The sequence below is a fragment of the Nocardia mexicana NBRC 108244 genome (assembly GCF_001613165.1).
Classification (GTDB): Bacteria; Actinomycetota; Actinomycetes; order Mycobacteriales; family Mycobacteriaceae; genus Nocardia; species Nocardia mexicana.
In genome coordinates, this window is the sequence record NZ_BDBV01000001.1 from 45078 (window position 1) to 71039 (window position 25962).

Sequence of the window (25962 nt, forward strand, 5' to 3'; positions counted from 1 at the left end):
ACGCTCCGAGCGCACGAGCCAGGAGGCTGTGGTGACCGTAGGCGGAATCGATTGCGGTGTCTGCCCTCTCGATCGGGCTGAGCACAATGCTTGCGGTGAGCGGGCCGTCGCCGAACAATGAGTTTCGCTCACGCTGATCCTGTCCGATGGCACCGACGCCGCGGTGACGGACAATCCGATCATGACCACGTCACTCCCGGTGAACTTCAAGCATGCCAAGGACATTCACGCCGGTGTCGATGTGCCGTTACTGCACGAGGCCGTGCATCCGGAGCGGACGCTGTGGTCCCCCGCCGAATTGCACGAGCTGACCGGCACGGTCGCCGTCGAGCTGGCGACGCCGCTGCTGGATCTCGTCCGGTTCGATACCGGGCAGCGCTGGTGGGCTCGGCTGGCGCTGACCATGGGCGTGGAGCTGTGGCTGCTGTCGTGGGGGCCGGGGCAGGGCACCGAACCGCACGACCACGGCGGCGCGTCGGGCTCGTTCACCGTCACCATCGGCGAGCTGGACGAGGAGTTCCGGCACGCGGGCGGCCCGGTCCGGCAGGCGCACTGGGCGGCGGGCGACACGGTCGCGTTCGGCCCGCAGCGCGCGCACTACCTGCGCAATCGCAGCGGCCGCCCGGCCGCGTCGGTGCACGCCTACTCGCCACCGCTGCGCCCGGTCCGCGAGTACCGGACCCTCACCGACTTCGCGGGCATATGAGAGGATGCACAGCCCATGAGCTCCATCGATGAACGGCTGGCGCAGGCCCGGTCCAGACTGATTCGCATCGACCCGCAGGACGCCGTGGCGCTGCAGGCCGACGGCGCGGTCATCGTGGATATCCGCCCACACGCCAACCGGCTCGACGAGGGCGAGATCCCCGGCTCGGTCGTGATGGAACGCATCCACCTGGACTGGCGGCTGGATCCCACGAGCGAGCACCGGCTGCCCGGCCTCACGGCGGAAACCCAGGTGATCATCGTGTGCAACGAGGGCTACGCCTCCAGCCTCGCCGCGGCCGACGCCCACGGGCTCGGTCTGGCGCACGCGACCGATCTCGTCGGCGGCTTCCGGGCATGGAAGGCGTCGGGGCTGCCGGTCGCGCCGGGTGGTTCACCGGCGGTGCCGTAGAGCGGTTCCGGCGAAAAGCGTGCCGGAATGACGGGGTCCGCCGGAACGGCAGGGGACGTGCCGGAATGACGGGGTCTCGCCGGAACGACAGGGGACGTGCCGGAGCGACGTTGATCGCCTGCGCCGGAATGATGGCTGCCAGGTACTGGAACTGCGGACAATCCAGGCGAGTGTCGAATTTTGTTCGATACGGTTGGTGCTGTGCGAAGATCCGACAAACCAGGTCAGTCAGCTCAGCCGGTGCGTTCGGCGGCGCAACCGGTCGTTCCGCTCGATGAGGTCGACCGGATTCTGCTCGATGAACTGGCTCGCGACGGCCGGATGACGAACAACGCGCTGGCCGCCGCCGCGGGGATCGCGCCGTCGACGTGTCTGGGGCGGGTGCGGGCGCTGGTGGAGCGCGGGGTCATCCGCGGCTTTCACGCCGATATCGACCCGGCGGCGCTGGGCCGCAGCCTGCAGGCCATGGTGTCGGTGCGGGTGCAGGCCAACGCGCGCAAACACCTCGCCGAGTTCGGCGAGCAGCTGGCCGCACTCGGCGAGGTGCTCAACGTGTACTTCATCGCCGGCGCCGACGACTTCCTCGTCCACGTCGCCACCGCCGACACCGAGGGCCTGCGCATGTTCGTGCTGGAGAACCTGAGCGCGCACCCTGCCGTCGCCCGCACCGAAACCATCCTCATCTTCGAGCACGTGCGGCCCCGCATTCGCACCCCCCGCTGAGCGCACCGCGGGCCGGGCGGGCGGAGCGACCGGGGTACGACCCGATCGCCCGCGCCGCCATGTTGTGATCAGAAGGCGCTGCCGGTGCCGGGCAGCCGGAATCCGTTCCAGCCGGGGCCTCGATCCCAGCCGCGATCCCGGTCCCAGCCGCGATCCCAGTCACGGCCCCGATTCCAGCCACGATCGTTGCCCTTGCCGCGATCTCGCCCGTGCCCCTTACCGTGCACCTGTTCCACCGTCACGGAACCGGACTGCACGACCGGCGCGGCGGGCGCGACGTCCGCGGACGCCGGCCCGGCAAAGACAACGGCCGCACCGGCCGCCACCGCGACCGCCGTGACCGTGCGTACCGCGAGCCTCCGCGACCGAGTTTCGGATTTCGTCATGGTGCACGTCCTTCCAACCTGCCGAAGCACGGGGAGCCGAGCCAGGGACCTCACGGGCTGCCCGACTCCCCACCTACTATCTACGTACGTAGACAGTAGATAAGTTGGCCGCGGGGAGCAACTACGCCGCGGTCAAGGCGTGGGCCGTGTAGCCGTGGGCGGCCGCAACGGATTCGCTGAGCAGCATGCCCTCGTGGGTGCTCAGGCCCTGTGCCAGTCCGGAATCGGCGGCCACCGCCTCCCGCCAGCCGCGGTCGGCCAGCGAAATCACGTACGGCAGTGTGGCATTGGTGAGGGCGACGGTCGAGGTGTAGGGCACCGCGCCGGGCATGTTGGCGACGCAGTAGAACACCGACTCGTGCACCCGGTAGGTGGGGTCGGCGTGCGTGGTGGGGCGCGAGTCGGCGAAGCAGCCGCCCTGGTCGATCGCGATGTCGACCAGCACCGAACCCGGCTTCATTTGTGCCACAAGGTCGTTGGAGATCAGCTTGGGCGCCTTCGCACCCGGCACCAGCACCGCGCCGACCACCAGATCGGCCTCGCGCACCGAGTTCTCCACCTCGTGCGCATTGGAGATGACCGTGCGCACCCGGCCCTGATACTGCGCGTCGAGCTCGCGCAGCGGGGCGACGTTCAGATCCAGCACCGTGACGTCGGCGTGCATCCCGACCGCGATCGCGGCGGCATTGCGGCCCGCCACCCCCGCACCGATCACGACCACCTTCGCCGGGCGGGTGCCGGGCACCCCACCCATCAGCACGCCGCGGCCGCCGCCGCTGCGCATCAGGTGGTACGCCCCGGCCTGCGGCGCCAACCGGCCCGCGACCTCGCTCATCGGCGCCAGCAGCGGCAGCGAGCCGTCGCGGCCGGTGACGGTCTCGTAGGCGATGGAGGTGATGCCCGAGCGCAGCAGCGCGTCGGTGCACTCCGCCGACGCGGCCAGGTGCAGATAGGTGAACAGCACCTGGTCCGCCCGCATGCGCGAATACTCCTCGGCCACGGGTTCTTTCACCTTCAGCACCAGATCCGCGACGCCCCAGACCTCGTCGGCCGAATCCAGCACGCGCGCACCGGCGAGGAGGTACGCGTCGTCGTCGAACGCCGATCCGGCGCCCGCACCCGCCTCGAGGAACACCTCGTGGCCGCGCGACACCAGCTCGCGCACTCCGGCGGGGGTGCCCGCCACCCGGTACTCGTGGTTCTTGACCTCGCGGGGAATTCCGATCTTCACCTGCACTCCTGTGGTTGCTGGGTTGCTGTGATCTATGCCGTGTCCTTGGTGATCGAAGCGATCCATGCCGATCGGGCGGATCACCCCATGTCGAAAGTATGAAGAAACTTCAATAGTTAATCCATTTCCATGAAGATAATTCTTCATTACACCGATCAAGCATCCATATAGTCGATCGGCAGCTCCACTCGACCCGCCTGCCCGAAGCATCTTCGGACCTCGTCCCCGCCCCGCGGCTACCCGTCCCGCTCGTGCGGCATGTCCCAGATCAACGCCAGGAACAGCCGCGCTCGCTCCCGCGGCGAATCGAGCCGGTCCCCGAACAGCTCGCGCAGCCGGGCCAGCCGGTAGCGCACGGTCTGCGGATGGATGTGCAGTTCGTGCGCGACGGCCTGGCGGTCCCCCATCTGCCACAGCCAGCTGCGCAACGTTTCGTGCAGGCGGTCCCGGGTGCCCTCGGGCAGGTCGCGCAGCGGCCGCAGCACCTGTTCGCGCAGCACCGACAGCAGCCACTCGTCGCGATTGGCGATGATGGTGTCGAGTTGCTCGCCGACCAGCACCGGACTGTCGCCGAGCACGCCGCCGCGCCGCAGCCGCAGGGCCGTCTGCGCGATCCGCATCCCGACGGGCAGCAGGTCCAGGCTCAGCGGGCCGCCGATCACCACCGCACATCCGTGCAATGCCGCCGAAAGCCGCTGCAGCTGACCGCCTTTGCCCACCTCGGGCACGATCGCCCCGATCGCGTCGGGCCGCCGGATCGGCAGCGAGTTGAGGCCGAGCCGATCCAGGACGGCACCGGAGTCACCGTCTGCCGGATCCGCGAGGACCACCGCGGCGTCGGTGGGCAGCGGCCAACCTGCCCGGGCCGCGGCGGCGCGGACGTCGGCGGTGTCGGACCGCCCGGACAGCAGCAGCTCGGCCAGTTCCTCCCGGCGGCGTTCGCGGGCGGCGCTGGCCGCGGACTGCTCCAGCACGTACCCGTGCGCCGAGGCGGTGGAGAACTCGTCGACGAAGACGAAGACCGCCTCGGCGAGCGCCGCCAGCACATGCGGTTCGAGCCGCAGTTCCAGCGCCGTCGCCGCGACGTGGTGCCACGCCACGCGGGCACCCACCTGATACGCGGTGAGCAGGTAGGACAGCTCCAGGCCGTCCTGGTAGTGCCGCTGCCCGATCTGCTCGAAAACCAGTTGGGCACGGGCGTATTCGCCGTCGCGGGAGTGGGCCGGGGCGGGGCCGTGCTCAGCCATGTCGAGCAGGCTGTGCACGAACAGCACGCCCGCCTCGGCGACGTCGGGATGGTGCTGGTCCAGGAATCCGGCGTAGTTCGGCCATTCCGCGGCCAGCATGTCCCGCACCTCGTCCAGCAGGCGAGGCATTCTAGCATCGAGCTCGGTGGCGAGCCGCTCGATCACGTCCGGTTCGACATGAAATTCTCTGTCGGAGTTGCTCATCCAGATCCCTCCGGGCTCGATTATCGCTCCGTGACAAAAACGACCGGCCGAAATCACTTGGACCGATGAAGATTTGCGCCCGGGGTAGCGCTCACCATCGAGGGATGGACGCACCCACAGTCGGGCCCCGCCGGCTGCGGGGTCGCGAGCGGGAGGAGAACTTCCCGGTCGCGCTGCGCTGGCTCCCCCGCGAGCAGCGCGACTATCTGCACGCGGTATACGCCGCGGCCCGATCGATCGACGACGTGGGCGATCGGACGCCCGGTGATCGCACGGCGCGGCTGCTGGCGCTGCGCGCCGACCTGGCACAGGTCTGGTCCGGCGGCATGCCGTCCGAGCCGGTCTTCACGGCACTGGTCCCGGCGGTGACCGCGTGCGCGCTGGAGCAGGAGCCGTTCCAGCGACTGATCGAGGCGAATCTGGTGGATCAGCGGGTCACCCGGTACGCGACCTTCGAGGATCTGCTCGGCTACTGCCGCCTGTCCGCCGACCCGATCGGGCGCATCGTGCTCGGGGTGTTCGGCCAGTCCACACCGGCGACGGTCGCGCTGTCGGATCGGGTGTGCACGGCGCTGCAGGTGCTCGAGCACTGCCAGGACGTCGCCGAGGACTACCGCGCCGGGCGCATCTATCTGCCGCAGCGGGATCTGGCCGAATTCGGCGTGCAGGAGGCACAACTCGCCACCGGTGCGACACCACAGTGCCGGGCGGCAGTGCTGCGCCAGGTGGACCGGGCGGCGGAACTGCTCGACGAGGGCGCGATCCTGATCGGCCGCCTCACGGGATGGGCGCGGATCGCGGTGGCCGGGTATGTGGCGGGCGGCTATGCGACGGTGCGGGCCCTGCGGGCGGCCGGCGGCGATGTCTGGGGGCAGCAGGCGCGGCCCCGGCACGCCGATACCGTGCGTTCGATGGTGTCGCTGCTCGGCCGGGCGGCGGTGGTGTCGCGATGATCACCGCGCTCGGCGACTCCTACGCGGTCTGCGAGCAGATCACCCGCGCCCAGGCGAAGAACTTCTATTACGGCATCCGGTTGCTGCCGCCGGACAAGCGCTCCGCGCTGTGTGCGCTGTACGCCCTGGCGCGGCGGATCGACGACATCGGCGACGGCGAGCTGCCACCGGCCGCGAAGTCCGAATCGCTGGCGGCATTGCGTAAGTCGCTCGCGGTCGCCGACACCGCGGACGATCCGGTATTGCGCGCGGTCGCCGATACCGCGCGCCGCTACCCGGTGCCGATGTCGGCCTTCGGCGAGCTGATCGATGGCGTGCAGATGGATGTGGACGGGGTCGAATACGCAGACTTCGGCGAATTGACCGGGTACTGCCGGTGTGTCGCCGGTGCGGTGGGCCGGTTGTGCCTGTCGATCTTCGGCGCGGGCACCGATCCGCGGGGCGCGCTGTTCGCCGACCAGCTCGGAATCGCCCTGCAGCAGACCAACATTCTGCGCGATATCCGCGAGGACCTGGGCAACGGCCGCCGCTACCTGCCGCACGAGGAACTGGACCGGTTCGGGGTGCGGCTGGAGTTCGATGCCGCCGGGGCGCTGCACGATCCGGACGGCAGGCTGGCGGCGCTCATCCGCAGCGCCGCCGAACGGGCCGAGAACTGGTACTGCCTGGGCATGCGGCTGCTGCCCGAGCTGGACAGCCGCAGCGCCGCCTGCTGCGCCGCGATGGCGGGCATCTACCGGCAGCTCAACGCGCGCATCCACGCGAACCCGACGGCCGTATACGACAAGAGGCTGTCGCTGGCGGTGTGGGAGAAAGCGCGAGTCGCCTCGAACGCGTTGCTGCGCGCATCGGTCCTGGCGCACAACGGAACACGGACGGCGCCCGCCACGGCATCCGACCGGAACCGGCCCGGCGAACACCTCGGCACAGCAGACGGCGCTGCCCCGGAGGGGCACCGCCACTCGGCAACGCGGGGTTCGCGATGAGTGCGCGGGTGGTCGTGGTCGGCGGGGGGCTCGCGGGCATCACCGCGGCGCTCGGCTGTGCGGATGCCGGACACCGGGTGCACCTGGTGGAGTCGCGGCCCTGGCTGGGCGGGTTGACCTATTCGTTCGATCGCGGCGGGCTGCGGGTCGACAACGGGCAGCATGTGTTTCTGCGGTGCTGCACGCGGTACCGGGCGCTGCTGGCACGGTTGGGTGTGGAGCGGGACGTGAATCTGCAGTCTCGCCTGGATATTCCGGTGCGCGGGCTGCTGTTGGAGGACGGTACGCCCAGGCGGCGGACCGACCTGGACGGCCGCACCGGCTTGGCGGCCGCCGCAGACCGCATCGCCGGGGACAAGGGGCCGCTCGCACAGACACCGACGGTCGCAGGCAGGTTGCAGCGCCTACCGCTGCCCGCGCCTCTGCACTTGAGCTGGGCGCTGCTGCGGTATCCCTGGTTGTCCACGGCCGCCCGCATCCGTTTCGTGCGCGCAGCGCTCGCCCTGCGCGCCGTCGATGTCGACGATCCCCGCACCGACGCAACGAGTTTCGGCGACTGGCTGCGGGCTCACGGGCAGGATCGGGCCGCCATCGAGAGCCTGTGGGAGCTGGTCGGCATCGCCACCCTGAACGCGCGGGCGGACGACGTGTCGCTGGCCCTGGCCGCCACCGTCTTTCAGATCGGCCTGCTCACCCACGCCGACGCGGCGGATATCGGCTGGTCGCGAGTGCCGCTGGGGCAGTTGCACGGCGCGGCGGCGCGGGCCGCGCTCACGGCCGCCGGAGCCACCGTCACGACGCGGGCGAAGGTCACCGCGATACGGCGGGCATCGGGCGGATGGACGGTTTCGGCCGAGGGCGACACGATCGCGGCGGACGCGGTGGTGCTCGCCGTGCCGCCCGCCGTCGCGGAGGCGCTGCTGCCCCCGCGGTCCGTCGACCTGCCGCCGAATTTCGCTGCCGCACTGGGCAGCTCGCCGATCATCAACGTGCATGTCGTATACGACCGGCGAGTCATGACCGAACCGTTCCGCGCCGGAATCGGCACCGTGGCGCAGTGGGTGTTCGACCGCACCGCGGCCTCCGGACTCGGTCCGGGCGGGCCGGACGGCCCACGGAGCACGGGTGGACCGAGCAGTACCGGCGCCCCGGACCCGTGGGGCACCCCGGGGCGCGAAACACACAGCTGCCCACGCGGTCTCGATAGGGGAGCCGAGCAGTACCTGGCCGTATCCGTCTCGGCCGCCGACGAATTCGTCGACATGCCCACGGCCGAGCTGCGGCGGCTCTTTCTGCCTGCGCTGCACAGGGTTCTGCCCGCCACCTACTCCGCCGAGGTGCGCGACTTCTTCGTCACCAGAGAGCGCCACGCCACCTTCCGGCCCACCCCCGGCAGCGCTCGGCTGCGACCTGCCGCGCACACCGCCCTCCCCGGCCTGTATCTGGCCGGGGCATGGACCGCCACCGGCTGGCCCGCCACCATGGAGGGCGCGGTCCGCAGCGGTGAAGCTGCTGTCGCGCTGATGAATTCAGACCTCTCCGCACCCGTTCCCCAGGCGGTGCGATGACAGTGACGCCTCGCGCCCGCCCACACCTCGATAACGGATCGGGCCTGTTTACACGGCCTGCACAACGCAGAGGTCGCGGAAAGTGTCTTGTCCCGGATCCCTCCCGCCGCTTTGTTCCGCCGTCACCAGATGCCGGGGTCGGCAACGCAGCTGTCCTCGGCATTCGCAAAGTCATCCGAACACGCGTATCGGAGGTAGTCCAGTGGCAGCCACGACACTCTCCTCGATCAGCACCAGCAGCGATGCGGTGCGAGCCGCACTACACGACGCCGTGGACCGCCTCGACGACATCCTCCGCCCGATGGTCGCCTACCACTTCGGCTGGTGCGACGAACACGGCCGGGCGGTGGAGACCAACGGCGGCAAGTCCGTTCGCTCCCGTCTGGTGCTGCTCGCCGCGCAGGCCGTCGGTGGCGATGCCCGCTGCGCGGTCCCCGGCGCGGTCGCCGTGGAACTCGTCCACAACTTCTCCCTGGTCCACGACGATCTGATCGACCGCGACTCCACCCGGCGGCACCGGCCGACCGTGTGGGCGGTCTGGGGCGATGCGGCCGCGGTGCTGGCGGGCGACGCGATGCTCTCGCTGGCACACGAGGTACTGCTGGATTCGGGTACGCCGCAGGCGATTCCGGCCGCCAAGCTGGTCGAGACGGCGACCCGCGAGCTGATCCGCGGGCAGGCCGCCGATATCGACTTCGAACACCGCGACGACGTCACCCTGGCCGAATGCTTCCGGATGGTCACGGGTAAGACGGCCGCGCTGCTGGCGGCCAGCGCGGCGGTCGGCGCGGTGCTGGCCGGTGCACCGGCGACCACGGTCGATGCGATGCGGCGCTACGGCCACCAGGTCGGCATGGCGTTCCAACTGGTCGATGACCTGCTCGGAATCTGGGGCGAACCGGCCGTGACCGGCAAGCCGGTCTTCTCGGACCTGCGCTCGCGCAAGAAGTCGCTGCCGGTCGTATGGACCCTGGAGTCGCGCGGTTCGGCGGGACATGCACTGGCGCACTGGCTTTCGCGGCCGGATACGCCGGGTGAGAGCGAGCTGCGCGCCGCGGCCGAGCTCATCGATCGCGGCGGCGGACGCCGATGGACCCGGACCGAGGCGCGGCGGCGCATCGCGCTGGCCGAGCAGGCGCTGGCCACGGTCCCCATGGATCCGGACCGCCACCGTGAACTGACCGATCTCGCGAAGTTCATCGTCGAACGGAGTGCCTGACTATGACACTGGCCGAGAAGAGCAGCGCGGCAACGGAACATCCGGCGCCGGTGCACGACGCCCTGGCGGCGGCGGTGTCGCACCTGCGGTCCCTGCAGGACGACGGCGGCTGGTGGAAGGGCGAACTGGCCACCAACGTGACGATGGACGCCGAGGACCTGCTGTTGCGCGAATTCCTGGGCATCTCCACCCCGGAGGTGACCGAACCCGCCGCCCGGTGGATCCGGTCCCAGCAGCGCGACGACGGCACCTGGGCAACCTTCCACGGCGGCCCCGGCGACCTGTCCACCACCGTGGAGGCGTGGGTGGCGCTGCGGCTGGCGGGCGACTCCCCCGAGGCTCCGCACATGCGGGCTGCCTCCGAATTCGTCCGCGCCGGAGGCGGTGTCGAGAACAGCCGGGTCTTCACGCGAATCTGGTTGGCGCTGTTCGGTTTGTGGTCCTGGGACGATCTGCCCAACCTGCCGCCGGAGCTCATATTCCTGCCGTCCTGGTTCCCACTGAACGTCTACGACTGGGGCTGCTGGGCGCGGCAGACCGTGGTACCGCTGACGGTGGTCGCCACGCTGCGGCCGTGCCGCCCGCTGCCGTTCGACATCGCCGCGCTGCGCACCGGATCCGCTTCGGCACACCACAACCCGCTCCTCAGCATTGCCGGGGCGTTCCAGCGGCTGGACACGGTGCTGCACGGCTACGCGCGCCGCCCGCTCGGCTGGGTGCGCGAACTGGCGATGCGGCAGGCGGCGGAGTGGATCCTGGCCCGCCAGGAGGCCGACGGCGGCTGGGGCGGCATTCAGCCGCCGTGGGTGTATTCGCTACTGGCACTGCATCTTCTGGGATACTCCCTGGACCATCCCGCCATGCGGGCGGGCCTGGAGGGTCTCGAAGGCTTCGTGGTCCACGAGCAGACCCCGGGCGGGGCACTGCGCCGCCTGGAGGCCTGTCAGTCCCCGGTGTGGGACACCGCGCTGGCGGTGGCCGCACTGCAGGACGCCGGGGCACCCGCCGACGATCCGGCGGTGCTGCGTGCCGCGGACTGGCTGCTGGCCGAGCAGATCACGGTCGGCGGCGACTGGCAGGTGCGCCGCCCAGGATTGGCCTCCGGCGGCTGGGCCTTCGAATTCGCCAACGACCACTATCCCGATACCGACGATTCGGCGCTGATCATCCTTGCACTGCAACGGGTTTCACATCCCGACCCGGCGCGGCTGCGACGGGCGATCGAGCGCGGGGCCGACTGGACCGCCGGAATGCAGTCCGCCGACGGCGGCTGGGGTGCGTTCGACGCCGACAACACCTCGGCCCTGCCGGCCGCCCTGCCGTTCTGCGATTTCGGCGCCGTCACCGACCCGCCGTCGGCCGATGTCACGGCGCACGTGGTGGAGATGCTCGCGGCGCTGGGCCGCGCGGGCGACCGGGAGTGCCGCCGCGGCGTGCGCTGGCTGCTCGCGCATCAGGAGCGCGACGGCTCGTGGTACGGGCGCTGGGGCGCCAATCACGTGTACGGCACGGGCGCCGTCGTCCCGGCCCTGGTCGCCGCGGGCCTGGACCCGGGATCCCGGCCGATCCGCACGGCGGTGCGCTGGCTGCACCGGCATCAGAACCCGGACGGCGGCTGGGGCGAGGACCTGCGCTCCTACCGCGACCCCGCCTGGATCGGACACGGCGAATCCACCGCCTCCCAAACCGCGTGGGCGCTGCTGGCTCTGCTTGCGGCGGGCGAGAATTCGGCGGTCGTGGACCGCGGGGTCCGGTGGCTGGTCGACACACAGCGCGCCGACGGCGGCTGGGACGAGGACCATTTCACCGGCACCGGATTCCCCGGCGACTTCTACATCAACTACCACCTGTACCGGATCGTGTTCCCCATCTGGGCACTGGGCCGGTATGCGCGGGCGGCCGACACACGCAGCGGCGCGGCCGACGAGGTACGCGAGGACATCGCGGCCATCGGCTCGGACGGCGTCGCCGCTGCCGCGCGGCCGGGCGCTGCCGAGCAACCGACGTCGGCTCGAACGAACAGCGAGGGCTGAGCGATGCAACCCGGAACCGTATGCGCCCCACTACGCAGCGAGTGGGCAGCCCTGCGCGGCGCGATCGCCGCACCGATGGTTCGGACCGGCCGCGGGCCGACTCACCGCTTGGACAGCCCGGCGGGCGCGATCGCCGTCGCCGGAGCAGCGGGAGCACTGGCCCCCGGCCTGCTGCCCGGGGATCTCGTCGTCGCGCAGGAGATCCGCAGCCGAGGGTCGGCGCTGCCCAGTTACGCTGCCCCGCTGTTGCATTCGGCCCTGCGACACCTCGGCTTGCGCGTCCATCTGGGCCCGATCTACTCCGCCGAGTACATCGTCGACGGTCCGCATCGCGACCGGCTGGCGGCGACCGGTGCGCTGGCCGTCGACACCGAGTCCGCCTTCCTCGCCGGGGCCGTCCCCGAGGGCCGCGCGGTGGTACTCCGCGCGATAGTGGACACCCCGAACGCGCCGCTGGTCCATCCCGGGACCGTCCTGCGCGGCATCCGCGCCCTGCACGCATTGCGCTGTGCCGCACCGATACTCGACCACTGGTCGGCCGCGCTGGGCGAACGGGAGGTGCTGCTGTTCGGGCCGCCGGAGGGAGGACCGGGCAACGCCACCGGTGGGCGAGCGCGTCCCGGCCCGCACCCGGACAAGACCCGTGAGCGTACCGGTAGTCGCAGCGGCGCAGGGCCGGACAGTAGTCGCGCGTCCACCGAGGACACCGACAACCACCGGGACACCGTGGCGACCGGCGGAACCCGCGGCCATACCAAGCGAACTCATCCCCCGCGAATCGACCTCGTGCTGATCCTCGTCGCATCCGAAACAGCCGGCCAGCATTCCGCCACAGATGCGCCGCAAGCACGCACACCGCGCATCACCGGCAAATACATCTGGGGCCCCGGGTCCGCCTACTCCGCCGAGATCCCCGACATGTGCCCCGATGCGGGCCTGCTGGAACTCGCTGCGATGCAGGGCATTCCGGTACATCCGGTCGACAGCACGGCCGCACTGCATCTGCCGTTGCTGCACACTGCCCGGCGGATCGCCGTATTCGCAACCCCCTCGGCCCCGGCCACGCTGCGGGCCGAAATACTCCGCGCCCTCTCCGGTCTCGGCCCGATCCGAGTGCGCGAGACCACGGTCGCCGATGAACTTCGTTCCACCCTCGGGAGGTGAGTTGAATGGCCATGCCATGGCGTCAATCCCTGCGCCTGGGAACCTATCTCGCGAAGCAGAAGCTGCTGCGCCGCGAGAAGTTCCCCATCCTGGTCGAATTGGAGCCGCTGTTCGCCTGCAACCTGAAATGCGCCGGCTGCGGCAAGATCCAGCACCCGCACAACGTGCTCAAGCAGCGCATGCCGGTCGAGCAGGCCGTCGGAGCCATCGAGGAGTGCGGCGCGCCGATGGTCTCCATCGCCGGCGGTGAGCCGCTGATGCATCCGCAGATCGACGAGATCGTGCGGCAGCTGCTCGACCGTAACAAGATCGTGTTCCTGTGCACGAACGCGGTGCTGCTGCCCAAGCATCTGCACCGGTTCACCCCGCACCGCAACTTCGCCTGGATGGTGCACCTCGACGGCCTGCGCGAGCGCCACGACGCCTCGGTCTGCAAGGACGGCGTCTTCGATCAGGCCGTGGCCGCCATCCGGCAGGTGCAGGCCGCCGGTTTCCGGGTCATGACGAATACGACGTTCTTCGATGTGGATTCGCCGCAGGACGTCATCGACGTGCTGGACTACATCAACGACGAGCTCGGGGTCGACCACATGCAGATCGCCCCCGGCTACGCCTACGAGAAGGCGCCCGACCAGGAGCACTGGCTCAGCGTCGAGCAGACCCACCAGCTGTTCGCGAAGGCCTTCGCCGGTGGGCGGCGCAAGAAGTGGCGGCTCAACCACTCGCCGCTGTATCTGGATTTCCTCGAGGGCAAGGTCGATTTCCGCTGCACGGCGTGGGCGATCCCGTCGTATTCGCTGAAGGGCTGGCAGCGCCCCTGCTACCTGCTCGACGACGGCTACACCGCGACCTACCGCGAACTGATCGAGGATACGGACTGGGACAGCTTCGGCCGGGGCAACGACCCGCGCTGCGCCAACTGCATGGCCCACTGCGGCTACGAGCCCACCGCCGTCGTGGCCACCCTCGGCTCGCTGCGGGAGACGATCCGCGCCGCCGCGGGCTGACGGGACAGCGTCGCCGGAGCGGGCAGCTACTGTCCGGCGATCGGCGTTTCGGCCCCGGCGCGAGTGCCGAGCCGGGTAGCTTTGCCCGGTGCAGCGCATCCACATCGGAGTGGACACGATCACGGCCTTCCTGGCGACCATGGTCGCCGGGCTGTCGCTGGCGTTGCCGATCGACTTCCGCTGGACCAGCGAATCCACGCCGCTGCAACTGCACCTGCTCGCCTACAGCCAGCCGCGGGCGGTGGCCGCGGGCGCGATCGTGGCGGTGGTCGTGGCGACCGTCGTCGCGGCCGCCGACAGCGAACTGGTCGCCTGGTGCACCGCGCTGTGCGGCATCGCGGTCATGACGCTCAATCACGTATTCGGGCATTCCGCCGCGCCCTCCGCATCGCTCACCACGATGAACTTCCTCGACGCGACCGCCGGCGGCGTGATCCTCGGGGCCGTGGGAGCGGCCGTCGCGCGGCACCTGCTGCCCACCACCGCCTGGATCCTCGGCACGGTGGCCAGCATCTGCATCGCCGAGGCGCTGCCCGTCCCGCACTGGTCCGACAACTCCGCCCAGCATTTCCAATCCAACTGGACCGCTACCGATTCGCCGCCGACCTGGCTGATCGGCGCGGCGCTCGTCCTGGTCGCGGTCAGCACCTACCTGAACCGGCGGCGCTCGCCGACCCAGCGGATGTCGGTGGAGCTGCCGATGATGCCGATCGTGGCGGTGCTGGTGCTGGTCTCCGTGTGGCTGGTGATCGCGGGCTGGCTGACGCGCAGCGGCGACCGGATCGTCGTGGTCGTCGTCGCGGTCGCGATCGCGGCGCTGGTGACCGGCCTCATCGCCCTGCTGCTGCCCGGGCGCGACGGCATCTTCGTTCTGCTGTGCGTCGCCGTCGCCGCGGCCGGTAATGCGACGGTCTCGGCCGACCTGCCGATGGCGGCGGTCCCGATCTTCGTCGTGGGTGCCGCGATCGGGCTGCTGGTCGGAATCCGATGGCCGACACCGATTCTCAGTCTCGCCGCGCTCGGAGCGCTGGCGGTGGGCGCGGCGCTGCTCGGCCACGTCCACGGCCAGCCCGTCGTCGAAGATATCGCCGATTTCGTGCTGGCGGCGGTCACCGGCTACTGCCTGGGCACCGCGCTGCCGCGCCGCGCCTCGACCCGGGTGCTCGGCATCGTGCTGCTGCTGGCCCCGTCGGCGGTGCTGGCGCTGCGCACCCGGATGAGCTACGGAACCTGCACCCCCGAGGTCGGTGCCGGTGGCGAGGTGCTGTGTGAGTTCGATGATCGCGACACCGCATCCCCGGGGTGGGCCGCCGTCGCAACGATCGTGTGCTGCGCGGTGTTCGTCCACTTCCTGCTCCGCCGACAGCCCGAAAGTGCCTCGGAGACCGAGTGAACCGGATTCGTTGACAACACCCTGGCGGGCGCTTAGGTTTGCCGGACCACGGAGCCCATGATCAAGTCACACAGGGAGCCGCCCATGCCCGCCGCCTTGACGCGCAGAGGGTTGCTGCGTTCGGCCGGTCTCGGCGTGGCCGCACTCACCGCCGCCTGCACCGGCTTCACCACCAGCGGCGCGGGCGGAATGGTGTTCCTGTCCACCCAGTTCCGGCCCGCCGACGAGGCCGAGCGATTCCGGTCGCTGCTGGGCCGGACGGCGCCCGGCGTCAGCTACGTGACCATCGAGGAGAGCCCGTTCGCGGGCCAGGTGCGCACCCAGGTCGATGCCGGGGCCACGAAGATCGGCCTGCTCGGCGGGCTGCACGGCGATCTCGCGCCGCTGGCCGACGACGGGTACGTGGAGGATCTGACCGGACTGCTCGCCGACCTCGGCGCGCGCGGCTGGTCCGCCGACTATCTGCGACTCGCGCGGGCCGGGACCGACCGCACCTGGTACATCCCTTGGGCGACAGCGAGTTACCTGCTCGCCGCGCACGCCGAGGCGCTCGCGCACCTGCCGTCCGGCGCGGATGCGAACGCGCTGACCTACGACCAGTTCCTCGACTGGGCGATCGCCGCCCGCCGCGCCAACGGCAACCGCCCGATGCTCGGCCTGCCCGCCGGTCCGAAGGGGCTGCTGCACCGGTTCGTACAGGGATTTCTGCTGCCCTCGTTCACCGGCGGACAGATCACCACGTTCCGCTCCCCCGAGGCCGTGACGGCCTGGCAGTACTTCCGCGAGCTGTGGGCCAACTGCGCGTCGTCGAGCACCGGCTACGACTTCATGCAGGACGCGCTGGAGGGCGGCGAGGTGCGGATGGCGTGGGACCACGTGGTCCGGCTGGCCCAGGCCCCCGCCCGCGAGCCGCAGGACTGGCGCATGCTGCCCGCGCCCCGCGGCCCGCGCGGGCTCGGCTACATGGCCGTGGTGACCGGGCTCGCCGTGCCCAAGCACAGCCCGGATCCCGGGCTGGCCCAGCGCACCATCTCGACCCTCACCGATCCGTCCACGCAGATCGAACTGCTGCGCTCGAACGGCTTCTTCCCGTCGATCGACACGGCGATCCCCGACGATCTGCCCCCGGCCGCCCGGCTCGAGGCCGACGCGCTGCGCCGCCAGCAGCGGGCGCCGGATGCCCTGCTGTCGCTGCCTCCGGTCGGACTCGGCAAACGCGAAGGCGAGGTGAGCAAGGTGTTCCAGGACAGTTTCCGCGCGATCGTGCTGGGCGGGGCCGACATTCGGGCCACGCTGGACCAGCAGGCCGGGGTGCTGCAGGGCATCCTCGACGAACTGCGGGTGCCGTGCTGGGCCCCCGACCCCGCCGCCGACCTGTGCCGGGTGGGGTGAAAATGGCTGCGACACAGCGTGGGCTGCGATCTCCGTGGGTGCTGTTGCTGCCCTCCATCGTGCTGCTGGCCGCGCTGTTCGGCTGGCCGCTGGTGCAGGCCGTGCTGGCGGCGTTCCGCGACGATCACGGCTTCACGCTCGCACATTGGCACCGGCTGTTCGATGATCCGTATTTCTTTACGGCGCTGCGCAATACGCTGCTGTTGATCGTGATCGTGGTGCCGATCCAGCTGGTGCTGGCCATCGGCATGGCGCTGCTGCTGCAGGCGCGGCCGCGGTTCGCCGGTACGCACTTCTATCTGTGGTGTGTGCCGCTCGCGGTGTCCGAGCTGGCGGCCGGGCTGGTGTGGCTGTCGGTGTTCGGCAATCGCGGCTATCTGAACTCGCTGCTGGTGTGGCTCGGGCTGTCCGAGGACGGCGTGCAGTGGCTGGGATATCAGCACACCGGCACCATGCTGCTGGCCGTGGTGGTCGCCGAGATCTGGCGCGCGACCTCCCTGGTGTTCGTGATCGTCATCGCCGGGGTGCAGCTGATTCCGCGCGACTTCGACGAGGCCGCACAGGTATTCGGGGCGAGCCTGTGGCAGCGGCTGCGGCATGTGACCCTGCCGCTGCTCGGGCCCAGCCTGCAGGTGGCGCTGATCCTGCGCACCATCCTGGCGCTACAGGCCTTCGCGGTCGCGCAGGCGCTCACCGGCCGCGATTTCCCGCTGCTGGTCGGCGAGACCTACCAGTGGTACTCGAATCTGCAGAACCCCGCGGTGGCGAGCTGCGTATCGCTTGTGGTGCTGGTGATTTCGATCGGTACGGCGGTGCTCTACCTCCGGACCGTGCGGGATCCGGAGGGCGCGCGATGAGCGAGGAGGGCGTGCTCCGGTGAGTGAATCAGCAACGACCACGACGGCTTCCGGTCCCGAGGCCGCACGCTCCGACCTCCCTCCGATCGACCGAGCCCCGCTGCGTCGGCGCCGATGGCGTTCGGCCGGTGTGCAATTCGCCTGCCTGACCATCACTCTCTTCATGGCTGTGCCCATCGTGCTCATCGCCCTGGCCGCCGTCTCGTCGCGCGACGATCTCAACCGCTTTCCGAAGCCGCTGCTGCCCGGCGACCTCTCCACCGAAACGCTGTCGTCCTTCTTCCACGCCACCGGAACCGTTCCGGCCCTGGGAAATTCGGTGCTCGTCGGCCTCTACACCGTGTTCTGGTCGCTGGTCGTGGGCGCGCCGGCGGGATATGCCCTGGCGCGCTACGCCTTTCGCGGCCAGGATGCCTACCGGGTGTTCGTCCTGCTCGTGCGCGCCCTGCCGATCGTGGTGCTGTCGGTGCCGCTGGCGACGATGTTCCTGCATCTGCACATCGACGACACGGTGCTGGCGGTGACGCTCGTGCATACGGTGCTGGCGCTGCCGACCACCGTGCTCATCACCGCCAGTATCTTCGTCGCGGTGCCCGCCGATCTGGAGGAGGCGGCCCGGGTATTCGGCTGCACCCGCTGGCAGGCCGCGCGCAGAGTCGTTGTGCCGCTCGCGCTTCCGGGCCTCGCGGCGTCGTCGATCTTCACCTTCGTGCTGTCGTGGAACGAGATCCTCGGCGCGACCATCGTGACGCTCGGCCACCGCACCCTGCCGGCCCAGGTGCTCACCGCGCTCGCCGAGGCGTCCACGCCGTACCGGTTCGCGGGCGGTTTCGCGCTGATCATTCCGGCGCTGCTGTTCATTCTCGTGATGCGGCGCTATCTGGTGAACATGTGGGGAACGACGTTGCGATGACAGAGGTGTGCGATGGCTGAGGTGATCCTGCGCGAGCTGGTGAAGACCTATCCCGGTGGCACCGCGCGCGCCACCGACGAGGTCTCGCTGACCGTCGGCGACGGCGAGTTCATGGTGCTGCTGGGGCCTTCCGGCTGCGGCAAGACGACGCTGCTGCGCATGATCGCCGGGCTGGACCTGCCCGACTCCGGGCAGATCGTGATCGGCGGCCGCGACGTCACCTACCTCGAACCCCGCAGGCGCAACCTGTCGATGGTGTTCCAGTCCTACGCGGTCTTTCCCAACAAGAAGGTCTCCGAGAACATCGGTTTCGGCCTGCGCGTGCACGGCGTGCCCGCCGACGAGATCCGGCGCAAGGTCGCGTGGGCCGCGGACCTGCTGCAGCTGACGCCCTACCTCGACCGCTACCCGGCGAAACTGTCGGGCGGGCAGCGCCAGCGGGTCGCGGTGGCCCGGGCCATCGTCATGGACGCCGACGTGCTGCTCATGGACGAACCGCTGTCCAATCTGGATGCGCTGCTGCGCCTGTCGTTCCGGGCCGAGCTGAAGAAGCTGGTCGGCGAGCTCGGCACCACCACCATCTACGTCACCCACGATCAGTTGGAGGCGCTGTCGCTGGGCCACCGCGTGGCGGTCATGCGGGACGGGCGGATCGCCCAGACGGGTGCGCCGGGCGACGTCTACGACAGTCCGGCGACCGAATTCGTCGGCGGCTTCCTCGGCAGCCCACCGATGAACTTCCTGACCGGAACCGTCGAGGACGGGCGACTGGACCTGGGCGGACAGTCCCTGGCCGTGCCCGCGGCACTGTCGTCGTTCGCCGGCCGCACGCTCCGGCTCGGCATTCGCCCGGAAGCCGTTGCGGTGAGCGAGAATCCGGGCGACGACACGCTGACGGGTGAGCTCCAGGTTCTCGAACCGCTCGGCTCGTCGACCCTGCTTACCACCGCCGTCGCCGGGCAGACGGTGAAAATCCAAGCGGCGGCGGGTTTCCACGCAGAGCCGGGCGGAAATTTGACCGTGCGAATCCCCGCCGCAGCGACCCGCTGGTACGACCCCGACACCGGACTGCTCCTGAACCTGACCCCCCACTGACGCCCCTACCGGTCGGTGAAAAGGGGCTCACAGGGGTTCAGGGGCAGCTGCGAGGTCCGTAGGCTCGGCTCGGACCCTCTCCCGCCCAGAGGGTCTCGGAACCGCCCCGGACCAGTGACTCCCACACTCTCCACGCGCTCGGGGCGGTTCGCCATGCGTCGAGACGATCACCCCGCCCGTGGCACATCCAAAACAGCCTGGATCGTCGCGGGAACGGCCTTTGCCGCCTCCTTTTCGGTCATTCGCCCGGCGCGCACTTCCTCCGCGGCACCCTGCAGGAGGTAGTGGACCGCGCCGACCAGCCAGGCGACCGAGAGGTCGGCACGGAATACGCCCTGGCGGCGGCCGCGGCGGATGAGGTTCTCGACGCGGTTCGCGGCGCCGCCGTGCAGCTCGCGAATTCGCTCAGCGGACAGGCTTTCCTGGGCCGCCGTGAGCAGCGCCGCGGATTCGGCCACCAGCGACCAGCTGGCCGCGAGCAGCCGGTCCATCGCCGCGCGCGCATCACCGTCGAGATCGACGGCGGACAGCACCTCCTCGCCGTCGCGCAGCGCCGCCGCCAGGGCCGCCTCCACCAGCTCGGCCCGGTTCGGGAAGTGCCCGTACAGCGTCATCCTGCCGACCCCGGCCGCCTTGACGATGTCGTCGATGCTGGCCTGCGGATTGCTGCTCCAGGTGGTGCGCGCTGCGGCGACGATGCGGGCGATGCTGCGTTCGGCATCGGCGCGGCGGCGCGTGCGGCCCTCGGTGGTCGACATGACAACACTCTAGCTCGTACTGGAATGTACGGGTTACTCTCGGAGTTACATGTCGTACGAATCAGTACGAGTTAGCTTCGGGAGAATCTGATGACACAGCAAGAAATCGACCGGACGTCCCCGCCCGAGTCGGCGCACCCGCAGCGGTGGCGCATCCTCGGCTTCCTCGGCATCGCCCAGCTGATGCTGATCCTGGACGTAACCGTCGTGGCAATCGCCCTGCCGCACATGGAGACCGACCTCGGCCTCAGCCGCGCGGCGGTGACGTGGGCGGTCAGCGCGTACACCCTGGCGTTCGGCGGCCTGATGCTGCTCGGCGGGCGTATCGCGGATCTGATCGGGGCGAAGCGGGTGGTCCTCGCCGGGCTCGGGCTCTTCACGGTGGCCTCGCTGGTCACCGGGCTCAGCGGGAGCGCCGAGGTGCTGCTGGCGGGCCGCGTCGCACAGGGCGTCGGGGCGGCGCTGCTGTCACCGGCGGCATTGTCGCTGGTGGTCTCACTGTTCGGCGGCGACGAGCGGAACCGCGCGCTGGGCGTGTGGTCCGCACTCGGCGGTGGCGGCGCGGCGCTGGGTGTGCTGCTCGGCGGTCTGCTGACGGCCGGCCCCGGCTGGCCGTGGGTCTTCCACGTCAACGTCCCGATCGGCATCGTGATCCTGGTGGCGCTGACCGCGCTGCTGCCGCGGCAGACCGCCGCGGTGCCGCGCCCGCGCCTGGACGTGCTCGGTGCGCTGCTGGTCACGGCCTCGACCGGCGCGGTGATCTACGCCCTCATCACGGCGGGCGATCGCGGCTGGCTGACCGTGGGCACCGGAGCGTTCGTGCTGCTCGGCGCGATCGGCTACCTGGCATTCGTGGTTCGGCAGCGGACGGCGGCCTCGCCACTGATGGACGTGCGGCTGCTGGTCCGGCGTCCGGTGGCCACCGGCGCCTTCCTCATCGCGATGGCGACGGCGCTGATGATCGCGGTGTTCTTCCTGGGCACCTTCTATTTCCAGCAGGGACTGGGCTACGGCGCGCTGCGGACGGGGCTGCTGTTCCTGCCGGTGGCACTGGCGACCATGGCGGGCGCGAACCTCACCGGGCGGGTCCTGGCCCGATTCGGCGCACGCACCCTGGCGGTGGCCGGGCTGCTCGTCGCCGCGCTCGGCATGGCGGTGCCCGCCGTCTCGCTCGACACCGCGGCCGTGGTGATCGGCGTGGCCGTCGCGGCGGCCGGGACCGGCGCCCTCTTCGTGGTCGCCTCGGCGACGGCGCTGGGCCAGGTCGCGCCGCACGAGGCGGGGATCGCGTCCGGAATCGTCAGCACCTTCCACGAATTCGGCGCGTCGCTCGGCGCCGCGGTCGTCTCCAGCGCGGCGGCCGCCAGCCTGGTCGCACACACGACCTCCGGCTTCACCAGCGGGTTCGTGGTCGCCGCGGCGGCCGCGGCGGTCGCCGCCGGGGTGGCGGGGGTGCTGACGCCCGGCCGAGCGGGCTGAGTCTGCTGCCCGGCGGTCGCCGACTGTGCGCCGCCGGGTACCGCACGTATCCGCTGCAGGGGGCAATCGGATGTGCCGCACGAGTCGATTCCCCGCCCGGCCTCCACAACCACAAACCGCGTTGTGACGGAAGAATTCGCTGCGTCGGTTCGAAACATGTCCGCGCAGGCCGGGTGGTGGCTGTGCGGTCGGGCGGCGAGGCGGGCAGTAGCGTGGATGCCTGGTAACCGTCTTCATCCGAATCAGCTAGGAGCCGTGCGTGGCCGTCGATCGCCTGCTGCCCACCGCCGAAGCGCGTGATCTGATCCAGCTCACCCGCGACATCTCCGACAAGGTGCTCGCGCCGATCGTGGACGCGCACGAGAAGTCCGAGACCTATCCCGAGGGCGTGTTCGCCACACTCGGCGAGGCCGGGCTGCTGAGCCTGCCGTATCCGGTGGAGCAGGGCGGCGGCGGGCAGCCGTACGAGGTGTATCTGCAGGTGCTCGAGGAGATCGCGGCCCGGTGGGCGGCGGTGGCCGTGGCGGTCAGCGTGCACAGCCTGTCGTGCTACCCGCTGCTCGCCTTCGGGACGCAGGAACAGCAGCAGCGGTGGTTGCCGGAGATGTTGGGCGGCAGCATGATCGGCGCCTACAGCCTGTCCGAGCCGCAGGCCGGATCCGATGCCGCCGCCCTCGCCTGCAAGGCCACCGCCACCGCGGACGGCTATCGGATCACCGGCACCAAGGCCTGGATCACCCACGGCGGCCGCGCCGATTTCTACACCCTGTTCGCCCGCACCGGCGAGGGATCGCGTGGTATCTCGTGCTTCCTCGTCGACAAGGACACTCCCGGACTGAGTTTCGGCAAGCCCGAGGAGAAAATGGGCCTGGCCGCGGTCCCGACCACCACCGCCCACTACGACGACGCCCTCGTGCCCACCGACCGCCGCATCGGCGCCGAGGGCCAGGGGCTCCAAATCGCCTTCAGCGCACTCGATTCCGGACGGCTCGGCATCGCGGCGGTAGCGGTCGGGCTGGCCCAGGCCGCCCTGGACGAGGCCACGGCCTACGCGCAGCAGCGAACGGCCTTCGGCCGCAAGATCATCGACCACCAGGGCCTGGGTTTCCTGCTCGCCGACATGGCCGCCGCCGTCGACTCCGCCCGCGCCACCTACCTCGACGCCGCCCGCCGCCGCGACGCCGGACTTCCCTACTCCCGCAACGCTTCCGTCGCCAAGCTGGTCGCCACCGACGCCGCCATGAAGGTCACCACCGACGCCGTCCAGGTCCTCGGCGGCTACGGCTACACCCGCGACTTCCGCGTCGAACGCTATATGCGCGAAGCCAAGATCACCCAGATCTTCGAGGGCACCAACCAGATCCAGCGCCTGGTCATAGCGCGTTCACTGGCAGGGAGCTGAGCCAGGCCGCGCGGTCGGCTTGTGCCGACGTCCCGTCTCTCCCCCTCCTGAGAGACGGGACCGTCCGGCAGGTCCACAACAGGCTGGGCCCTACTGGCCGACCATCACCGCCGCATCCTGCGCGTTCGTGGCGAGATCCCGGCCGCGCACCCGGATCGTCAGTGCGATCACCATCGCCGCGATCAGGAAAAACCCAGCACCCCAATAGAATCCGGTGTCATAGCTGTGAATCGCAGCCCGAGCCGCCACATCGGGTTCGCTACGGTGGTGCTGCGCATAGCGTTCGGAAACCTGCACCGCGATCGTGGTCAGCAGTGCGGTGCCGATGGCCGCCCCGATCTGCTGTACCGCATTCAGCAGCCCGCTGGCCACACCGATGTCACGCTCGCGGATCCCGTGCATCGCCGTCGCCTGCATCGCCACGAAGATCTGTGCCATGCCCAGCGCGAAGACGATCGCGGCCGGCAGCACACCGGTCCCGTAACTGTCGCCGACACTCAACTGCGCCAGATAGGCCAGTCCCACGACACACAGCAACGCACCGCTGAGCATCAGCGGCCGCGGGCCCACCTTCGGCAGCAGTTGGCTTGCCAGGCCGGCCGATACGACGATCCCGACGGGGAACGGCAGAAAGGCGAGACCCGCCTGCAGCGGTGAATAGCCGAGGGTGTTCTGGAAGTAATAGCTGAGGAACAGGAACATCGCGTAGATCGCGACCGGAGCCAGCAACGCCACGAGAAACGCCCCGCCCCGGTTGATCTCGCCCGGAATGCGCAGCGGCAGTAGCGGATCGGCCACTCTCGACTCGATCACCACGAACGCCGCCAGCAGGCCCGCGCCCGCCGCCAGCAGTACCACCGTGCTCGCGGCGCCCCAGCCCGCCTCGGCGGCCCGGTTGAATCCGTACACGGTCGCCACCAGCGCCGCCGTCACGGTGACCACACCTGGTATGTCGTAGCTGCCGGTGCGCGGGACCGGGATGTCGCGCACCACGACCGCCACCGCCACCAGGGCGGTGACCAGCGCGATCGGCGTGTTGATCAACAGGCACCACCGCCAGGACGTGTATTCCGTCAGCGCCCCGCCGCCGATGAGGCCGAGGGCCAGACCGGCGCCGGACACACCGCCGAACACCGCGAAAGCACGGGCACGGTCGCGTGTTTCGGTGAACGTCACCGACACCAGCGACAGCGCCGAAGGCGCCAGCAGGGCGGCGAAAACACCCTGTAGGGCACGCCCCGCGAACAGGGCCCCGCCGGTGGTCGCCGCCCCGGCCAGCGCCGACGCCGCCGCGAACCCGACCAGTCCCACCACGAGGATCCGGCGGCGGCCGAGGTAATCGGCGAGCCTGCCGCCGAGCAGCAGCAATCCCCCGAACATCAGCGTGTAGGCCGTCAGCACCCACTGCTTGTCGGCCTCGCGGATGCCGAGGTCGGCCTGGGCGTACGGCAGTGAGATCGTCACGATCGTCGCGTCGAGAACGATGATCAGCTGGGTGATGGACAACACCACCAGCGCCCACCAACGGCGTTCGGGCACAACAAGATCCGATGACATGAACCTCCCCCTCGATTGGGCCTCGGTCGTGAACTTCCCCTTCCGGCGCAATCCTGACACGGTTCCAAACTGACGTCAATGGCCAAGTGACCATCATGGCCATATTTTGGGCGATTACAATCTCGAGACATGACCGCGATGCCTGTGCGACCGATCGGCCTGCGGGAACGCAAGAAGCAGCGCACCCGGATCCAGATCATCGAGACCGCCCTGGACCTGTGCGACCGGCACGGCTTCGAGGCCACCACGATCGAGGAGATCGCCGCCGCCGCACAGGTCGCACCGCGCACGGTTACCCGATACTTCACCACCAAGGAAGACATCGTCCTCGGACCGATGCACGACTACCTCGCCGCGACCGTCGAACTGCTGCGGGAGCGGCCGCGCGGCGGCAACGATCTGCTCGCCCTGCGCGATGCTTACGCAACTCTGTTGCAGCGCACCGCAGATGGCGACGAGGTAGTGGACTTCGATCGCGTCCGGCAGATGCAGCGGATCATCCACAGTTCACCGTCCGTGCGCGCCCGCTGCACGGAATTCGGCGAGATCGAGGCCGACATCCTCGCTCCGGTGCTCGCCGACCGCATGGACACGACACCCGACGACATCGCGGTCAGGCTCCTGGTGGCGACCTGGCGCATGGTGTCCCAGGCGGCCATGGACGAATGGGCGCGGCACTCCCCGGACCAGTCCGCCGAGTCGTGCCGACAGGCTGTGCTGGAGACCTTCGAGATCTTCCGATCGATGATCAACCGGCCCTCCCGGTCGGCACAGTGAAATTCGGTGCTCAGCGGTGAATCCGAGCGCGGTAGGTGGTTTTCCTCGCCGCTACGCGCTGCGGGCAGGACGCAGCAGTGCCCCGATGCGCTCGAGTGACGCGGGGTGCGTGGTGCCGGAAGGCAACCAGGCGCGGGCCGCGAAGGTGCAGGCGACGAACACCAGTGGGGTGGCCCATTTGTCGGCCCCGTCACCCGCCGCCAGATGCGACGCGGCCGCGCCGCCGTAGACGAAAACCAGTCCGGCATAGGCCCATTCCTTGACCAGAGGATGACCCGGGGTCAGGATCGCTGCGAGGGCCGCCACTTTGGCTGTTCCCAGGAGGGTTGCGAAATACATCGGGTATCCGAGATGGTCGAAAACCTCTCGGACGTACGGGATTCTCGCAAGGTCCCAGTAGGAGCCCACAGCGGTCTCGGTCAGCACGATGGCGGCCGGTGTCCACTTGGCCAACTGCAGTGCTCGCGAACGGAAACGGGAGATCGAGCGAGTAGTCATGTG

The 25962-nt window shown here is 70.0% G+C and carries 24 protein-coding genes; 18 read left to right on the plus strand and 6 right to left on the minus strand.

Annotated features, from left to right (window positions below; all coding sequences use genetic code 11):
• Positions 1-181 precede the first annotated feature (181 nt).
• The 3 genes from NM1_RS00205 to NM1_RS00215 all read left to right on the plus strand — a co-directional run bounded on the left by NM1_RS00205 (position 182) and on the right by NM1_RS00215 (position 1840).
• On the plus strand, positions 182-706 hold the full coding sequence (locus NM1_RS00205; protein WP_068012803.1) for a cysteine dioxygenase: 525 nt from the start codon (positions 182-184) through the stop codon (positions 704-706).
• A 15-nt stretch (positions 707-721) separates the two neighbouring features.
• Positions 722-1117: a rhodanese-like domain-containing protein gene (locus NM1_RS00210; RefSeq protein WP_068012382.1), complete on the plus strand. Its 396-nt coding sequence runs from the start codon at positions 722-724 to the stop codon at positions 1115-1117.
• Between the two features lie 240 nt (positions 1118-1357).
• Positions 1358-1840, plus strand: a complete 483-nt coding sequence (locus NM1_RS00215; RefSeq protein ID WP_246011064.1) for an Lrp/AsnC family transcriptional regulator — start codon at positions 1358-1360, stop codon at positions 1838-1840.
• Between the two features lie 68 nt (positions 1841-1908).
• Here the strand turns inward: NM1_RS00215 and NM1_RS00220 are convergent, their stop codons facing one another.
• The 3 genes from NM1_RS00220 to NM1_RS41785 all read right to left on the minus strand — a co-directional run bounded on the left by NM1_RS00220 (position 1909) and on the right by NM1_RS41785 (position 4908).
• Complete coding sequence (locus NM1_RS00220) at positions 1909-2226, minus strand: hypothetical protein (protein WP_068012384.1); 318 nt, start codon at positions 2224-2226, stop codon at positions 1909-1911.
• 121 nt (positions 2227-2347) lie between these two features.
• Positions 2348-3457, minus strand: a complete 1110-nt coding sequence (gene ald, locus NM1_RS00225; RefSeq protein WP_068012806.1) for an alanine dehydrogenase — start codon at positions 3455-3457, stop codon at positions 2348-2350.
• A 236-nt stretch (positions 3458-3693) separates the two neighbouring features.
• The gene (locus NM1_RS41785; RefSeq protein WP_068012385.1) at positions 3694-4908 is read right to left on the minus strand and encodes a PucR family transcriptional regulator; all 1215 of its coding nucleotides are present in this window, start codon (positions 4906-4908) and stop codon (positions 3694-3696) included.
• Between the two features lie 104 nt (positions 4909-5012).
• Between NM1_RS41785 and hpnC the strand changes: the two genes are divergently transcribed.
• The 12 genes from hpnC to NM1_RS00290 all read left to right on the plus strand — a co-directional run bounded on the left by hpnC (position 5013) and on the right by NM1_RS00290 (position 19488).
• Positions 5013-5861: a squalene synthase HpnC gene (hpnC, locus tag NM1_RS00235; RefSeq protein ID WP_068012390.1), complete on the plus strand. Its 849-nt coding sequence runs from the start codon at positions 5013-5015 to the stop codon at positions 5859-5861.
• A complete protein-coding gene (gene hpnD / locus NM1_RS00240; protein WP_068012393.1) occupies positions 5858-6847 on the plus strand; it encodes a presqualene diphosphate synthase HpnD in 990 nt (329 codons plus the stop codon). The genes hpnC and hpnD overlap by 4 nt, the downstream gene beginning before the upstream one ends.
• Entirely contained in the window at positions 6844-8415 is a 1572-nt protein-coding gene (locus tag NM1_RS00245; RefSeq protein ID WP_068012396.1) for a hydroxysqualene dehydroxylase, read from the plus strand. Before hpnD ends, NM1_RS00245 begins: the two co-directional genes overlap by 4 nt.
• 202 nt (positions 8416-8617) lie before the next feature.
• Entirely contained in the window at positions 8618-9634 is a 1017-nt protein-coding gene (locus tag NM1_RS00250) for a polyprenyl synthetase family protein (protein WP_281278064.1), read from the plus strand.
• Between the two features lie 2 nt (positions 9635-9636).
• Positions 9637-11667 carry a squalene--hopene cyclase gene (shc, locus tag NM1_RS00255; RefSeq protein ID WP_084519010.1) on the plus strand — a complete coding sequence of 677 codons (2031 nt, stop codon included), beginning with the start codon at positions 9637-9639 and terminating at the stop codon, positions 11665-11667.
• Positions 11668-11670: 3 nt separating this feature from the next.
• Entirely contained in the window at positions 11671-12831 is a 1161-nt protein-coding gene (locus NM1_RS00260; RefSeq protein ID WP_147288933.1) for a phosphorylase family protein, read from the plus strand.
• A 5-nt stretch (positions 12832-12836) separates the two neighbouring features.
• A complete protein-coding gene (hpnH, locus tag NM1_RS00265; protein ID WP_068012401.1) occupies positions 12837-13838 on the plus strand; it encodes an adenosyl-hopene transferase HpnH in 1002 nt (333 codons plus the stop codon).
• An 88-nt stretch (positions 13839-13926) separates the two neighbouring features.
• Complete coding sequence (locus NM1_RS00270; protein ID WP_147288932.1) at positions 13927-15231, plus strand: hypothetical protein; 1305 nt, start codon at positions 13927-13929, stop codon at positions 15229-15231.
• A gap of 84 nt (positions 15232-15315) precedes the next feature.
• The gene (locus NM1_RS00275; protein WP_068012405.1) at positions 15316-16623 is read left to right on the plus strand and encodes an ABC transporter substrate-binding protein; all 1308 of its coding nucleotides are present in this window, start codon (positions 15316-15318) and stop codon (positions 16621-16623) included.
• 2 nt (positions 16624-16625) lie between these two features.
• Positions 16626-17480, plus strand: a complete 855-nt coding sequence (locus tag NM1_RS00280) for a carbohydrate ABC transporter permease (RefSeq protein WP_068012408.1) — start codon at positions 16626-16628, stop codon at positions 17478-17480.
• Between the two features lie 163 nt (positions 17481-17643).
• A complete protein-coding gene (locus NM1_RS00285; protein ID WP_246010983.1) occupies positions 17644-18393 on the plus strand; it encodes a carbohydrate ABC transporter permease in 750 nt (249 codons plus the stop codon).
• A 12-nt stretch (positions 18394-18405) separates the two neighbouring features.
• The gene (locus NM1_RS00290; RefSeq protein WP_068012412.1) at positions 18406-19488 is read left to right on the plus strand and encodes an ABC transporter ATP-binding protein; all 1083 of its coding nucleotides are present in this window, start codon (positions 18406-18408) and stop codon (positions 19486-19488) included.
• Between the two features lie 167 nt (positions 19489-19655).
• On the opposite strand, the gene NM1_RS00295 is transcribed toward NM1_RS00290, so the two are convergent.
• Positions 19656-20246 (minus strand): TetR/AcrR family transcriptional regulator, encoded by a 591-nt coding sequence (locus tag NM1_RS00295; RefSeq protein WP_068012415.1) that lies wholly within the window; start codon positions 20244-20246, stop codon positions 19656-19658.
• A 90-nt stretch (positions 20247-20336) separates the two neighbouring features.
• Here NM1_RS00295 and NM1_RS00300 point away from each other — a divergent pair, with 90 nt between their 5' ends.
• Both NM1_RS00300 and NM1_RS00305 read left to right on the plus strand, forming a co-directional pair.
• Positions 20337-21725 (plus strand): MFS transporter, encoded by a 1389-nt coding sequence (locus tag NM1_RS00300; protein ID WP_068012418.1) that lies wholly within the window; start codon positions 20337-20339, stop codon positions 21723-21725.
• A gap of 259 nt (positions 21726-21984) precedes the next feature.
• Complete coding sequence (locus NM1_RS00305; RefSeq protein WP_068012420.1) at positions 21985-23127, plus strand: acyl-CoA dehydrogenase family protein; 1143 nt, start codon at positions 21985-21987, stop codon at positions 23125-23127.
• Positions 23128-23217: 90 nt separating this feature from the next.
• Here NM1_RS00305 and NM1_RS00310 read toward each other — a convergent pair whose 3' ends face one another.
• Positions 23218-24684, minus strand: a complete 1467-nt coding sequence (locus tag NM1_RS00310; protein ID WP_068012422.1) for an MFS transporter — start codon at positions 24682-24684, stop codon at positions 23218-23220.
• A gap of 129 nt (positions 24685-24813) precedes the next feature.
• Here NM1_RS00310 and NM1_RS00315 point away from each other — a divergent pair, with 129 nt between their 5' ends.
• Entirely contained in the window at positions 24814-25461 is a 648-nt protein-coding gene (locus NM1_RS00315) for a TetR/AcrR family transcriptional regulator (RefSeq protein WP_068012424.1), read from the plus strand.
• 51 nt (positions 25462-25512) lie between these two features.
• Here the strand turns inward: NM1_RS00315 and NM1_RS00320 are convergent, their stop codons facing one another.
• Entirely contained in the window at positions 25513-25959 is a 447-nt protein-coding gene (locus tag NM1_RS00320) for a DoxX family protein (protein WP_068012425.1), read from the minus strand.
• Positions 25960-25962 lie beyond the last annotated feature (3 nt).